The sequence below is a fragment of the Streptomyces sp. NPDC003327 genome, from assembly GCF_053589515.1.
Map to the genome: position 1 here is coordinate 1 of NZ_JBSFSA010000076.1, position 14,247 is coordinate 14,247.

8 protein-coding genes are annotated in these 14,247 nt (G+C 73.6%); 1 reads left to right on the forward strand and 7 read right to left on the reverse strand.

Going from position 1 to position 14,247, the window contains the following annotated elements; all coding sequences use genetic code 11:
• Positions 1–169: 169 nt before the first annotated feature.
• From mfd to ACWDVG_RS30825, 3 genes are all read right to left on the reverse strand, one after another.
• Positions 170–3,703, reverse strand: coding sequence for a transcription-repair coupling factor (mfd, locus tag ACWDVG_RS30815; RefSeq protein WP_451704119.1), 3,534 nt, complete (start codon positions 3,701–3,703; stop codon positions 170–172).
• A 232-nt stretch (positions 3,704–3,935) separates the two neighbouring features.
• Positions 3,936–6,521 (reverse strand): ABC transporter permease, encoded by a 2,586-nt coding sequence (locus tag ACWDVG_RS30820; RefSeq protein ID WP_451704121.1) that lies wholly within the window; start codon positions 6,519–6,521, stop codon positions 3,936–3,938.
• Positions 6,518–7,306 carry an ABC transporter ATP-binding protein gene (locus tag ACWDVG_RS30825; RefSeq protein ID WP_451704123.1) on the reverse strand — a complete coding sequence of 263 codons (789 nt, stop codon included), beginning with the start codon at positions 7,304–7,306 and terminating at the stop codon, positions 6,518–6,520. The genes ACWDVG_RS30820 and ACWDVG_RS30825 overlap by 4 nt, the downstream gene beginning before the upstream one ends.
• A gap of 190 nt (positions 7,307–7,496) precedes the next feature.
• Here ACWDVG_RS30825 and ACWDVG_RS30830 point away from each other — a divergent pair, with 190 nt between their 5' ends.
• Positions 7,497–9,026, forward strand: coding sequence for an MFS transporter (locus tag ACWDVG_RS30830; protein ID WP_451704125.1), 1,530 nt, complete (start codon positions 7,497–7,499; stop codon positions 9,024–9,026).
• Between the two features lie 3 nt (positions 9,027–9,029).
• On the opposite strand, the gene ACWDVG_RS30835 is transcribed toward ACWDVG_RS30830, so the two are convergent.
• From ACWDVG_RS30835 to ACWDVG_RS30850, 4 genes are all read right to left on the reverse strand, one after another.
• Positions 9,030–11,327: an FG-GAP repeat domain-containing protein gene (locus tag ACWDVG_RS30835; protein ID WP_451704127.1), complete on the reverse strand. Its 2,298-nt coding sequence runs from the start codon at positions 11,325–11,327 to the stop codon at positions 9,030–9,032.
• 91 nt (positions 11,328–11,418) lie between these two features.
• Entirely contained in the window at positions 11,419–11,802 is a 384-nt protein-coding gene (locus ACWDVG_RS30840) for a VOC family protein (protein WP_451704129.1), read from the reverse strand.
• A gap of 43 nt (positions 11,803–11,845) precedes the next feature.
• Positions 11,846–12,760, reverse strand: a complete 915-nt coding sequence (locus tag ACWDVG_RS30845) for a cellulose-binding protein (RefSeq protein ID WP_451704130.1) — start codon at positions 12,758–12,760, stop codon at positions 11,846–11,848.
• A 116-nt stretch (positions 12,761–12,876) separates the two neighbouring features.
• Positions 12,877–14,247: SUKH-4 family immunity protein (locus tag ACWDVG_RS30850; RefSeq protein WP_451704132.1), on the reverse strand; the 1,371-nt coding region annotated here is incomplete at its 5' end.

Genomic DNA, 14,247 nt, shown 5'->3' on the forward strand with positions numbered 1-14,247 from the left:
ATATCTACCCGACCCTATACACACCCCTACCCCACACGACGCTCTTCCGACCGCGCGGACCGGTCCGCGCACCCCCTCCGCCGTACACCCCCTCCGCCGTACACCCCCTCTCCGTACAGCCCCTCCCCGCACACCGCGGACGCGTCCGCCCGCGCCCGGCGGAGAAGCCCTACGAGCCGAGGATCGTCGTCAGGAACTCGCCGGTCCACGCGAGGAGTTCACGGCCCACGACGGGCTTGCCGCCGATCTTGCCGGTCGCCGGCCGCGGCACCAGGATCTGGTGGACCGCCGGCTTGACGACCGACTTCGGGTGCAGCCGCTTGAGCCGCAGTTCCTGCGACTCGCGCAACTCCACGGGCGCGAAGCGGATGTTGGGGCCCTGGAGGACGATCTCGCCGACCCCGCAGGCCCGCGCCAGCATCCGCAGCCCGGCCACCAGGAGCAGGTTCTCCACCGGCTCGGGCAGCTTGCCGTACCGGTCGGTGAGCTCCTCGCGTACGGCCCTGATGTCCTCCTCCGAGTTCGCGGAGGCGATCGCGCGGTACGCCTGGAGCCGCAGCCGCTCGCCCGGCGCGTAGTCGTGCGGCACGTGCGCGTCGACGGGCAGCTCGATCTTCACCTCCAGCGGCGGCTCCTCCTCCGCGCCGCCCTCCAGGGAGGCCCGGTAGTCGGCGACCGCCTCGCCCACCATCCGCACGTACAGGTCGAAACCGACGCCCGCGATGTGGCCGGACTGCTCGCCGCCGAGGAGGTTGCCCGCGCCGCGGATCTCCAGGTCCTTCATCGCCACGTACATGCCGGCGCCCATCTCGGTGTGCTGGGCGATGGTGGCGAGCCGCTCGTGCGCGGTCTCCGTCAGCGGCTTCTCCGGCGGGTAGAGGAAGTAGGCGTAGCCGCGCTCGCGGCCGCGCCCGACGCGGCCGCGCAGCTGGTGGAGCTGCGAGAGGCCGAAGTTGTCGCCGCGCTCCACGATCAGGGTGTTGGCGTTGGAGATGTCGATGCCGGACTCGACGATCGTCGTCGAGACGAGCACGTCGAACTTCTTCTCCCAGAAGTCGACGACGACCTGCTCCAGGGCCTGCTCCGACATCTGGCCGTGGGCGGTCGCGATCCGCGCCTCCGGCACGATCTCGCGCAGCCGGGCGGCGGCCCGGTCGATGGAGTCGACCCGGTTGTGGATGTAGAACACCTGGCCCTCGCGGAGGAGTTCGCGGCGGATCGCCGCGCCGATCTGCTTCTCCTCGTACGGGCCGACGAAGGTGAGGACCGGGTGCCGCTCCTCCGGCGGGGTGGTGATCGTCGACATCTCGCGGATGCCGGTCACCGCCATCTCGAGCGTCCGGGGGATGGGGGTGGCCGACATGGTCAGCACGTCGACGTTGGCCCGCAGCTTCTTCAGCTGCTCCTTGTGCTCGACGCCGAACCGCTGCTCCTCGTCGACGATGACGAGGCCGAGGTCCTTGAACTTCGTCTCGGAGGAGAAGAGGCGGTGGGTGCCGATGACGACGTCGACCGAGCCCTCCCGCAGCCCCTCCAGGGTCGCCTTCGACTCGGCGTCCGACTGGAACCGGCTGAGCGCCCGCACCTTCACCGGGAACTGCGAGTACCGCTCGCTGAACGTGCCGAAGTGCTGCTGCACGAGGAGCGTCGTGGGGACGAGGACGGCGACCTGCTTGCCGTCCTGGACGGCCTTGAAGGCGGCCCGCACCGCGATCTCCGTCTTGCCGTAGCCGACGTCGCCGCAGATCAGCCGGTCCATCGGGACCGTCTTCTCCATGTCCTCCTTCACCTCGGCGATCGTCGACAGCTGGTCGGGCGTCTCCGCGTACGGGAAGGCGTCCTCCAGCTCGCGCTGCCAGGGGGTGTCCGGGCCGAAGGCGTGGCCGGGGGCCGCCATCCGGGCCGAGTACAGCTTGATCAGGTCGGCGGCGATCTCCTTGACGGCCTTCTTCGCGCGGGCCTTCGTCTTCGTCCAGTCGGCTCCGCCGAGCCGGTGCAGGGTGGGGGCCTCGCCGCCGACGTACTTGGTGACCTGCTCCAGCTGGTCGGTCGGGATGTACAGCCGGTCACCGGGCTGACCGCGCTTGGCGGGGGCGTACTCGACGAGGAGGTACTCGCGGGTCGCGCCCTGCACGGTCCGCTGCACCATCTCGATGTACCGGCCGACGCCGTGCTGCTCGTGCACGATGTAGTCGCCGACCTCCAGGGTCAGCGGGTCGATCGTCTTGCGCCGCTTGGCGGGCATCCGCTGCCCGTCCTTGCCGGCCGCCTTCTGCCCCGACAGGTCGGTCTCGGTGAGGACCGCGAGCCGCAGCGCCGGGTCGACGAAGCCGTGGTCGATGGAGCCGCAGGCGACGTGGACGACGGAGGGCGCGAGCTCGGTCAGGTCGGCGGCGAGCCGCGCCGCGATGCCCTCACCGCCCAGCACCTCCACGGTGCGGGACGCCGGGCCGTGCGCCTCCGTCACGTAGACCGTGCGCCAGCCGTCCGCCAGCCAGCCCTTGGTGTCGGCGAGCGCGCGGGCCGTGTCGCCGCGGTACGACTCCGGGGCGTGCATGCCCAGCGTGAGCGTGTCGCCGTCGGTGCCGGCCGGGTCCGCCGCGAACGGCGACACCGACCACCAGGGCATGCCCAGCTCCCGCGCCCGGTCCCGTACGTCCGCGATTCCCCACAGCGAGGCCGCTCCGACGTCGATGGGGGCCTCGCCGCCGCCGGCGGTCGCCGCCCAGGACGCCTGGAGGAACTCCTGCGAGGTCGCCACCAGGTCCGCGGCGCGGGTCCGCACCCGCTCCGGGTCGCAGACGACGGCCATCGCGCCCTGCGGCAGCACGTCGAGCAGCAGCTCCATCTCGTCGACGAGGACGGGGGCGAGGGACTCCATGCCCTCCACCGCGATGCCCTCGGCGATCTTGCCGAGGAGTTCGCCGAGCTCGGGGTGCTCCTCGGCGAGCGCGGCGGCGCGCTGCCGCACGTCGTCCGTGAGGAGCAGCTCGCGGCAGGGCGGCGCCCACAGGCCGTGTTCGGCGACTTCCAGGGACCGCTGGTCGGCGACCTTGAAGTAGCGGATCTCCTCGACGTCGTCGCCCCAGAACTCGATGCGGAGGGGGTGCTCCTCGGTGGGCGGGAAGACGTCCAGGATGCCGCCGCGGACGGCGAACTCGCCGCGCTTCTCGACCAGCTCCACCCGGGAGTACGCGGCGGCCGCGAGGCCCTCGACGACGGCGTTCAGGTCGGCCTGCTGCCCGGTCCGCAGCGCCACGGGCTCCAGCTCGCCGAGGCCCTTGACCTGGGGCTGGAGCACCGAGCGGATGGGCGCCACGACGACGCTGACCGGTCCTGCGGACGGGTCGTCGGCGCGGGGGTGCGTGAGGCGGCGCAGGACGGCGAGGCGGCGGCCGACGGTGTCGGAGCGGGGCGAGAGCCGTTCGTGCGGCAGGGTCTCCCAGGAGGGGTACTCGACGACGGTGTCCGGGTCGAGGAGGGAGCGCAGGGCCGCCGCCAGGTCCTCGGCCTCCCGGCCGGTGGCGGTGACGGCGAGCACGGGGCGCCCGGAGTCCCGGGCGAGCGCGGCCACGGCGAAGGGGCGTGCGGCCGCCGGCCCGACCAGGTCGACGTGCGGGCGATTGCCGTCGGCGGCGGCCTTCACCGCTTCGGCGAGGGCCGCGTCCTTGACGACGACGTCGAGCAGACCGTGCAGGCTCATGGACTTCCATCCCGGGTTCGGACTACGGGGTCGGACAACGCGAACAGCCCGACACGTCGCACGGGCCGGGATCCCCACCCTACGACGCCCCTCCGTCACCCGCCCGCGAAACCCTCCGGGGCCGGTGGGGGCTCCACCCGCGCGCGAGCCGCCGCCCCGGGGAGGGGCGGCGGCTCGCGTACGGCGTACGGCCGGGCCGTACGGCGGTGGGACCGGGCGGGCCCTGCGGGGCTCAGTCGGTGGCGATGGCGGTGAGGACGTTGAGCCGGGAGGCGCGGAAGGCCGGGACCAGCGCCGCGAGGAGGCCCACGAACGCCGAGCCGACGAAGACGGTGAGGATCGTCGGCCAGGGGATCTCCAGGACCCCGAGGCCCTCCAGGGCCAGCAGCTTCTGCGCGGCCGTGCCCCAGCCCATGCCGAGCCCGAGGCCGAGGAGCGCGCCGAAGAGGGCGATGACCACCGACTCCAGGCGGATCATCCGCCGCAGCTGGCGCCGCGAGAGGCCGATGGCCCGCATGAGGCCGATCTCGCGGGTCCGCTCGACGACGGAGAGCGCCAGGGTGTTCACGACGCCGAGGACCGCGACGACGATCGCGAGGGCGAGGAGCCCGTACACGATGTTGAGGAGCTGGCCGACCTGGTCCTTCAGGTCCTCCTTGTAGTCGGCCTGGTTGCTGACCTTGTACTGCGGGTACGGCGCGAGCGCGTCCTTGAGGGCCCGGTACGCCTCGGCGTCCTGGCCGTCCCGCGCGGAGGCGAGGAGCAGCGCGGGCTGCGGCATGCGGTCGGCGGGGACGGCGGCCCGGGCGGTCGTGAGCGCCGTGTACATGGCGCCCTTGTCGACGTTGGAGCGGTCCGAGGTGATGGCGGCGACCTTCAGCTTCACGGTGGCGCCGCGCTTGAAGGCGACGGTGAGGGTGTCGCCGACGGTGACGCCGTGCTCGGTGGCGTAGTCGCTGCCGACGGACATCGCGCCGGGGGCGTACGCGTCGGCGAGCCGGCCCGCGGTGGTCTCGCGGCGCAGGTCCCGCGGGTACGTGGGGTCGGTGGCGGCCAGGCCGTGCTCGAAGGTCCTGCCGCGCGGGTCGGTGACGGTGGCGTCGACCCAGACGTAGGTGGTGACGTGGTCGAGGCCGGGGGCCTTCTCCACGGCGGCCCGGGCCTGAGGGACGATCGGCTGTCCGGTGGCGTTCTGGACGATGAAGTCGGCGCCGACGGACCGGTCGAGTTCCTCGGTGGCGGAGGCCACCATCGAGGAGCCGACGACGGAGAGGCAGGCGACGAGCGCGAGCCCGATCATGAGGGCGGCTCCGGTGGCGCCGGTGCGGCGCGGGTTGCGGAGCGCGTTGCGTTCGGCCATGCGGCCGACGGGGCCGAAGATCCGCAGGACGAGGGCGCCGAGGACGCGGACGACGCCGCCCGCGAGGACGGGGCCGACGACGACGAGGCCGAGGAGGGAGAGGACGACGCCGAGGCCGAGCCAGAGGGAGCCGGGGCCGGCTTCGTCGGCGCGGGTCGCGGTCCACAGCGCGGCGGCGCCCGCGGCGGTCAGGGCGATGCCGATCCCGCCGCGTACGCGTCCGGCCCTGCCGTCGGCGGGGGTGCCCGCGTCGCGGAGGGCGGCCATCGGGGAGACCTTGCCGGCGCGGCGGGCGGGGACGTAGGCGGCGAGGACGGTGACGAGGACGCCGAGGGCGAGGCCGACGGCGGGGGTCGTCCACTTCAGGGTGAGGTCGCCGGTGGACAGCTCCATGCCCATGGTGGACATCAGCTCCATGAGGCCGACGGCGAGGCCGACGCCCGCGGCGACTCCGGCGACGGAGCCGACGACGCCGAGGAGCAGGGCCTCGACGAGGACGGAGCGGTTGATCTGGCGGCGGCTGGAGCCGATGGCCCGCATGAGGCCGATCTCGCGGGTGCGCTGGGCGACCAGCATCGAGAAGGTGTTGACGATGAGGAAGATGCCGACGAGGAAGGCGATGCCGGCGAAGCCGAGCATGGCGTACTTCATGACGTCGAGGAATCCGGCGACGTCCTCGCGGCCCGCGTCGGCGGTCTCGGCGGCGGTCTTCAGGCTGTAGCCGTCTGCGCCGGAGGCGTCGAGGGCGGCGGCGACGTTCGCCTTGAGGGCGTCGTCGGTGAGGCCGGGGCGGCCTTCGACCATGACCTGGGTGAACAGGCCTTCCTTGCCGAGGAGTTCGCGCTGTGCGGTGGCGGTGTCGAAGTAGACGACGGTGGCGCCGGGGTTGGTGACCTTGAAGTCGACGATGCCGGTGATGGTGGCGGTGAAGTCGCCGGTGGCGGCGATGGTCCGCAGCTCGTCGCCGGGCTTCAGGCCGTGCTTGTCGGCGGTGCCGCGGTCGACGACGACGTCGGTGGGGCCGCGCGGCTCGTGTCCGGTGGTCAGCTCGACCGAACGCAGCTCGTAGGGGCTCCAGTTGACGGCGATGGTCGGGGCGCCGCTGGTCGGGCCGACGTTGTTGTTCCGCGCGTCGACGACGGTGACGGCGAGGGAGGTGACGGAGCCCTGGGCCTCCTGGACGCCCTCGGCCTTCCGTACCGTCTCGACGACGGAGGCGGGGAAGGAGTCGGGGCGGCCGGTGTCGGGCGTCTCGTCGGACGGGTCGTCGTTCGTCGGGCTGACGGTGACGTCGGACGAGGTGACGGCGAAGAGCTTGTCGAACGTCGTGTTCATGGTGTCCGTGAACACGAGGGTGCCGCTGACGAAGGCGACGGAGAGGAGGACGGCGACGGCGGAGAGCGCCATGCGGCCCTTGTGGGCGAGGAAGTTGCGCAGGGAGGTCTTCAGGACGGTCACGACGTCCGCCCCCGGGCGTCGAAGTCCTTCATGCGGTCGAGGACGGCGTCGGCGGTGGGCCGCTCCATCTCGTCGACGATCCTGCCGTCGGCGAGGTAGAGGACGCGGTCGGCGTAGGAGGCGGCGACGGGGTCGTGGGTGACCATGACGATCGTCTGGCCCAGTTCGTCGACGGAGGTGCGGAGGAAGCCGAGGACCTCGGCACCGGCTCGGGAGTCGAGGTTTCCGGTCGGCTCGTCGCCGAAGATGATGTCGGGCCGGGCGGCGAGCGCGCGGGCGACGGCGACGCGCTGCTGCTGGCCGCCGGAGAGCTGGTTCGGCCGGTGCTTCAGCCGCTCGGAGAGGCCGACGGTGTCGACGACCCGGCGCAGCCACTCGGGGTCGGGCCTGCGGCCCGCGATGTCCATGGGGAGGGTGATGTTCTCGAGGGCGTTCAGGGTGGGCAGCAGGTTGAACGCCTGGAAGATGAAGCCGATCCTGTCCCGGCGCAGCCGGGTCAGCTTCCGGTCCTTGAGGCCGGTGATCTCGGTCTCGTCCAGGAAGATCCGGCCGCTGGTGACGGTGTCGAGGCCGGCGAGGCAGTGCATCAGGGTCGACTTGCCGGAGCCCGAGGGCCCCATGATCGCCGTGAACCGTCCGCGGGCGATGTCCACGTCGACGGAGTCGAGCGCGACGACGCGGGTCTCCCCCGTGCCGTACGCCTTGACGACCTGACGCGCCCGCGCGGCGACGGCCGAACGCGCTTCAGTATCCCCGTGCTTGGGGATGGTCACAGCCGAAGTCACGGTCTTCTCCTCGAACAGTGGGTGGGATGTAAGTTCACGGTAAGGAGCGGGAGTCGACCTTCTCGTCCTCCGCCGGGACGACCGGCCCCTGGCCCGTATGGGGGAGATCCCCTTAGGGGTTCCTCCACCCGTGGTCCAAGTGAGACCCTGTGCCCCGCACATTTAGGTGTACGAAGAATGGAGTGGGCGGGTGGCGAGCGCGGGCTCAGCGGGCACAGGCACGGGCGCCGGAACGGACACCGGCAGCGGGGCGGCGAACCGGCGCGGAGCCGTCACGGCCTCCCTCATGCTCTGCATGGGCCTCGCCGCCCTCGACGGCACCGTCGTCTCCACCGCCGTCCCCCAGATCGTCGGCGACCTCGGCGGACTCTCCGTCTTCTCCTGGCTCTTCTCCGGCTACCTGCTCGCCGTCACCGTCACCCTCCCCGTGTACGGCAAGCTCAGCGACACCTTCGGCCGCAAACCGGTCCTCGTCGCCGGGACCGTCCTCTTCCTCGTCGGCTCCCTGCTGTGCGCCGCCGCCTGGGACATGGCCTCCCTGATCGCCTTCCGCGTCGTCCAGGGCCTCGGCGGCGGCGCCCTCCAGGGCACCGTCCAGACCATCGCCGCCGACCTCTACCCCCTCAAGGAGCGCCCCAGGATCCAGGCGCGCCTCTCCTCCGTGTGGGCCGCCTCCTCGGTCGCGGGCCCCGCCGCGGGAGGCCTCCTCGCCGGGTACGCCGACTGGCGCTGGATCTTCCTCGTCAACGTTCCGGTGGGGCTGCTCGCCCTCTGGCTGATCGTCCGCCACCTCGTCGAACCGGCCCGCACCGCGCCCCGCGCGCGCGTCCGCGTCGACTGGGCGGGCGCCCTCGCGGTCTTCGCCACGGGCGCGCTGCTGCTCACCGCGCTCGTCCAGGGCGGCGTCGCCTGGCCCTGGCTCTCCGCCCCGTCCCTGGGCCTCCTCGGCGGGGCCGCCGCGCTGGCCGCCCTCACCGTCGTCGTCGAGCGGCGCGCGGCCGAACCGATCATCCCGGGCTGGGTCTGGCGCCGCCGCTCGATCGCCGCCGTCAACCTCGCCCTCGGGGCCCTCGGCCTGCTCATGGTCGCCCCGGCCGTCTTCCTGCCGACGTACGCCCAGTCCGTGCTGGGCCTCGGGCCGATCGCCGCCGGCTTCGTCCTGTCGTCCTGGACGCTGAGCTGGCCCGTCGCGGCCGCGCTCTCCAACCGCGTCTACACCCGCATCGGCTTCCGCCGCACCGCGATCCTGGGCATCTCGCTCGCTCTCGCCCTGCTGCTCGCGTTCCCGTTCCTGCCGTTCCCCGGCGAACCGTGGCAGCCCGCCCTGCTGATGCTGCTCCTCGGCGGGGCCCTCGGCCTCTTCCAGCTGCCGCTGATCGTCGGCGTGCAGTCCACCGTCCCGTACGAGGAACGCGGCACCACCACCGCGTCCGTCCTCTTCTGCCGCCAGGTCGGCCAGAGCGTCGGCGCGGCGCTCTTCGGCGCCGTCGCCAACGCCGTCCTCGCCGCCCGCCTGGGCGCCGACACGGACCTGGACACGCTGGCCCCCGCCCTGGCCACCACGGACGAGATCCGCCGCGCGGTCGACGCGGCCGTGGACTACGTCTACCTGGGCGCGGCCGCGGCGGCGGCCCTCGCGCTCCTGACCCTGCTCACGCTGGCGCCGCGCCGCTTCCCCGTCCTGGAGGAGGGGGAGCGACGCGGCGCGGAACAGACCTGAGCCCTAGAACGCGGTGTCGTACGAGCCGTCGGGGGCCGTGTCCGTGGCCACCCGGCCCTTGAACGGCGCCCGCCAGTCGCCGGTCCCGGCGTAGAAGTAGCCGCCGCCCAGGGCGACCAGGTCGGGCCGCCCGTCGCCGTTGCCGTCGCCGATGCCGACGAGCTCGCTGTACGCGTTCCAGCCGGGGCCGACCTTCACGCGCTGCGCGAAGGTGCCGTTGCCGAGGCCGAGGTACATCCACAGCACGCCGGACGCGTCACGGGCGAGGAGGTCGCCGGCGGCGCCGCCCGCGATGTTGCCGGTGGCGGTGAGCTGGTTGTAGATCCCCCAGCCGGTGCCGATCTGCTTCCGCGTCGAGAACGGCGCGGTCGCGTTGCCGGTGCCCTGGTAGAGCCAGAGGCGGCCCCCGGTGTCGGTGGCCACGAGGTCGGCCCGGCCGTCGCCCGTCAGGTCGGAGCCGCCCGCGATCCTGTTGTAGATCCCCCAGCCGCTGCCGATCTTCGTGCGGGCCGAGAGCGGCTTCGCGCCGAGGCCGGTGCCCTGGTACAGCCAGAGCACACCGCTCCGGTCGCGGGCGATCGTGTCGGGGGCGGAGCTTCCCGCCACGTTGCCGACCGACTCCACCCGGTCGTAGATCCCCCAGCCGGTGCCGACCGTCTGCTCGTCCGCGGTGCGAAGACCCGTCCCCGAGGGCTGCGTGCCGGTCCGCTGGACGGACCCGTCGAGGCCGCGGAAGAACAGGTCGGGGGTGCCGTTGTCGTCGTAGTCGTGCGGCGCCGGCGGGCGGGTGACGGTGAACCGGCCGCTCGTCTTCAGCTCGGGCCCGATGCCCTCGTTGGGCCGGGCGATCAGCTCCCACGTGTAGTCGCCGTTGGGGGCGGGACGCGTGGAGTCGTACGAGGAGAGTTCCGTGCCGTTCCAGTGCAGGGCGAGCGTCCGCTCGGCCGGCTGCCCGCCCTCGCGGACGAGCGGCCACTGCTGCCGCTGCCCGGTCCGCACGTGCGTCAGGGTCACCCAGGCGTACACGTCGCCGCGGGAGACGTCCCAGGTCAGGTCGACGCCCTTGGCCAGTCGGTCACCGGTGATCACCGACGGGACGGTGGTGGAGAGCAGGGACACGGCGGTCGCCTGGCCGGTCGGCGCGACCAGCGCGGCGGCCGGCTTGCCGTTCTCGCCCAGGGTGACGCGGTAGAGGCCCTCGCCCCGGTCGAGCGAGCCGCCGCGCACGAGCAGCGAGCCGTCGGGCGCGGGGACGGCGGACGAGAAGTGGGTGAGCAGCTCGATCGTCTCGCCGGAGTCGACGTTCCGGGCGGTGAAGGGCCGCGGGGCCTTGAGCTCGTGCCCGGCGTACGGCTCCCCGCCCTCCTCGACGCGGCGCGGCTGACCGTACGTCAGCCAGTCGCCGAGCAGGTGGATCGTGTCCTCGAAGAAGCCGTTGGCGTCGATCAGCCTGGACCCGGGCGTGCCGACCCGGCCGACGCCGATCCGGTGCTTGTCGCCGTCGTACACCTCCCAGGCCACATGGGTGGAGGAGACCGTAGCCCCCTCCGACGCCCAGAAGCTCGCGCCGACGGGGTGCACGGAGCGGACGGCTCCCGAGTCGACGCCGACGACGACCCGGGACTCCCACTCGTCCAGGCCGAGACCGCAGTCGAACACCACGGTGTCCGCGGCGGAGGCACCGGCGACGTGGAAGCAGGTGTTCCCCGGCATGCCGGTCACCTTGCGGTCGATCACCGTGCCGTCGGCGCCGACGGTGAGGAGGTGCGGGTTCCAGGGCCCGCCCTCCGCGTCCACCATGACGACGAGCGTCGAACCGACGGCTCCGGCGAAGTACTGGCCCTCGGCGAGGGTCACCTGGACCGGCGCCGCCGTCGGGTCGCTCATGTCGTACACCTTCAGGACCCGGCTGTCGGTCGGGTCGGCCGCGTCGCCCGCGACGACGACGTCCGAGGCCCCGCCGGTCACCAGGGCGGCGCCGGGCAGGACGGTCGACGTGCCGTCGGAGAACCGCGTCCAGCGGTACTCGGGCACGGCGCCGCGGGGGGCGTTGGTGCGCGACAGGAAGCCGGTCGCTCCGGCGCTCACGACCTCGGCGTCGAGCGGGAACGTGACGGGGGCCTCCTGGGCCGCGTCGGCCGTGGTGGCGGTGCCGGCCGTGGTCGCGGTGCCGGTGGCGGCCGGAGCCGGAGCGGCGACGGCGGACGGGACCGCGACCAGGGACCCCCCGGTGGCCGCGAGCACCGCGGTGACGGCGGCGGCCGTGAGACGGCGGCGGCCGGACGTGCGCGTGCACTTCATGATGATCTTCCCTCCCCTAGGAGGGTGGAGAGTACCGCCCACCCACGACAGCCGCGTGCCCGGGGCCCTGGAGGGACCGCGCCGGGAAGCCTCACGCGGCGGGCCCGGGGAGCGTCAGGCAGAACGGGTGCCCGGCCGGGTCGACGAGCACCCGCCACCGCTCGGGGCACGGCTGTACGTCGGGCTCGGTGGCCCCCAGGGCGAGCAGTCGGGCGACGCCCTCGTCGAGGTCGTCCACGTCGAAGTCGAGGTGCAGCTGCTGCGGGAGGTCCTGGGCCGGCCGGCGCGGAGGCCGGTAGCCGTCCACCCGCTGGAACCCGACGAAGAGCCCGGACGAACCGGGGCCCCTGGTCAGCCCGGCGAACGCGTCGTCCGAACGCGCGTGCAGGGGCAGCCCGGTGGCCCGGTGGTAGAAGTCGGCGAGGGCCAGGGGGTCGGCACAGTCGAGGGTGACCGCCGTCAGTCGCATCAGCATGACGGGAATCTAGGACGACCCCCGCCGGGAGCCCACCGGATTTCTACTCCGGCTGCTCCTTCCCGGGCTTCTCCTTCGCATTGTCGTCCTCCTGGTCCGTGGCACCCGGGCGGCCCGTCAGGGCGGCGAGGGAATTGCGGATGTGGTCCATGTGGGAGTGGATCTCGTCCCGCGCGCCCTCGTGCTCCCGCAGCACCCGCTCCGTCTCCCGCTCGATCCGCTCCGCCTTCAGCCGCGCCGCCGCGCGCAGCTCCTCCGCCCGCGCCTCCGCGTCCTCCTGGCCGTGCCGGGCCCGCTCCTCGGTCTCCGCCAGGGCCCGCTGCGCCTCCGCCAGCCGCTCCTCCGCCGCGGCGAGCAGCTCCTCGTGGCGCGCGTCGAGGGCGGCGGCCGCCGCCGCTGCCTCCCGTTCGGCCTCGTCCCGTACGGCCGCCTGCTCCGCGCGCTGCTCGGCGAGCAGCTCCGCGGCGCGGGCCTCCGTCTCCTCGAACGCCTCCGCGGCCGCCGCCCTGTTCCCCTCGGCGTCCCGCCGCGCGACCGTGGTCAGCTCCTCGGCCCGCTCACGGGCCGCCTCCAGCGTCGCGCGGGCGGTCGCCTCCGCCTCCGCCCGTACGCCCTCCGCGTACGACCGGGCCGACTCCGCCGCCTCCTTCGCGGCCGCGTCCGCCGCCTCCGCGAGGGCCTGCGCCTCGGCCTCCGCCGCCCGTACGAGCCGCTCGTCCTCCTGCTCCGCGAGCTCCAGGATCTTCTGCGCGGCCTCGCCCAGCGACTCGTACCGCTGCGGGCGCAGGGCCGCGACCGCCTCCCGCAGCCGGGCGGCCTCCTCCTCCTTCTCCTGGACGAGGACCGCCATCCACTCCGCCCGCTCCCGGGCGGCGTCGCGCTCCGCGGCGAGCGCGGCGAGGTGACGGTCGACCTGCTCGGGGCGGTATCCCCGGCCCCGCCCGACAGCGAAACTCATCCCTGACGCCCCTTCCGTATGGACTCAAACATCAAGGATGCGCCATCAGAACGGACAAAAGACGCCCGACGTGAACACACGTCGAGCGCCCTTCATCACATTCCGTCAATCGGCGCCTACAGAAGGCCGTCCCACATCTGCTCCAGCAGAACCGCCCACCAGTTCTCCGGCGACGACAGCGCCGCCGGGTCCAACATCGCCAACTGCGCCTGGAAGTCGACCGTCCAACGGCCCGCCTGCTCGGGATTGAGCCCGAACCGCAGCCGCCACATCCGGCCCAGCAGCGCCATCGAGCGCGTGAACTCCGGCAGCCCGGTGTTCACGAACTGCGGCGGCACCGACTGCCCGCCCGGACCGGCCTCCACAGGCACCGCCACGATGTGCGCCGTCCCGTACTGGACGCAGATCGCCCGGCCGAAGTCCGACCCGAGCACCAGGTACGAACTCGCGTCCGCAGCCGGCTGCACCTGCCGCTGCGCCGCCAGCTCCGCCAGCGTCGGCACCACGGGCACCGCCGGCTGCGCCCAGAAGAACGGACCGAAGTCCGCCGGCAGCCCCGCCCACACGAGCGTGCGCGCCACCAGCTCCGGCACGCCCTGCCGGGACACCGCGCGCTGGTCGAACCGCAGGATGCCGGGACCGAACGCCCCCGCCAGCTCCTGCGCCACGCCCTCCGGCGGAACCGGCGGCGCCGGCTGCACCTGCGGCAACGGCGCCCGCACCGGCGCCGGGCGCGCGGGACCGTCCGCGACCTGGTGCAACTCGCCCTGATGGGTGAGGAGTTGCCGCATGCCCTGCTGACGGCCCGCATGGTCCCTGCCGTACGGGGCGATGCTCGTGATCCGCGCCTGCGGCCAGGTCTCCCGGATCATCCGGGCGCAGTAACCGCCCGGCAGCTCACAGGACTCCAACTCCGTGTGCAGTTCGAGGACCTGCTGCGGCGGCACGTTCAGCGCCCGCAGCTCGTGCAGGATCTGCCACTCCGGGTGCGGGGTGCCCGGCGCCGACCGCCGGATGATCTGCGCCTCGGACCCGTCGGGCGCCCGGTACCGCAGGACGGCCTGGTAGCCGGGACCGACCGTCGGCAGCCCGGACGGCTGCTGCGGGTACCCGTACGCGGGGGGCGCGGGGGCGGGCGGGGGCGGCGGACCGGCGGGGCCGGCCTGGTTCGGATGGGCCAGCATCGTCGCCGCATGCGCCACACCACCGGCCGGCGTCCCACCAGGAACACCCGGCGGCGGCGGAGGCGGCGGCGGACCCGCCGGACCCGCCTGATTCGGATGCGCCAGCATCGTCGCCGCATGCGCCACACCACCGGCCGGCGTCCCCCCGGGAACACCCGGCGGCGGAGGAGGCGGCGGCGGACCCGCCGGACCCGCCTGGTTCGGATGGGCCAGCATCGTCGCCGCATGCGCCACACCACCGGCCGGCGTCCCCCCGGGAACACCCGGCGGCGGAGGAGGCGGCGGCGGACCCGCCGGACCCGC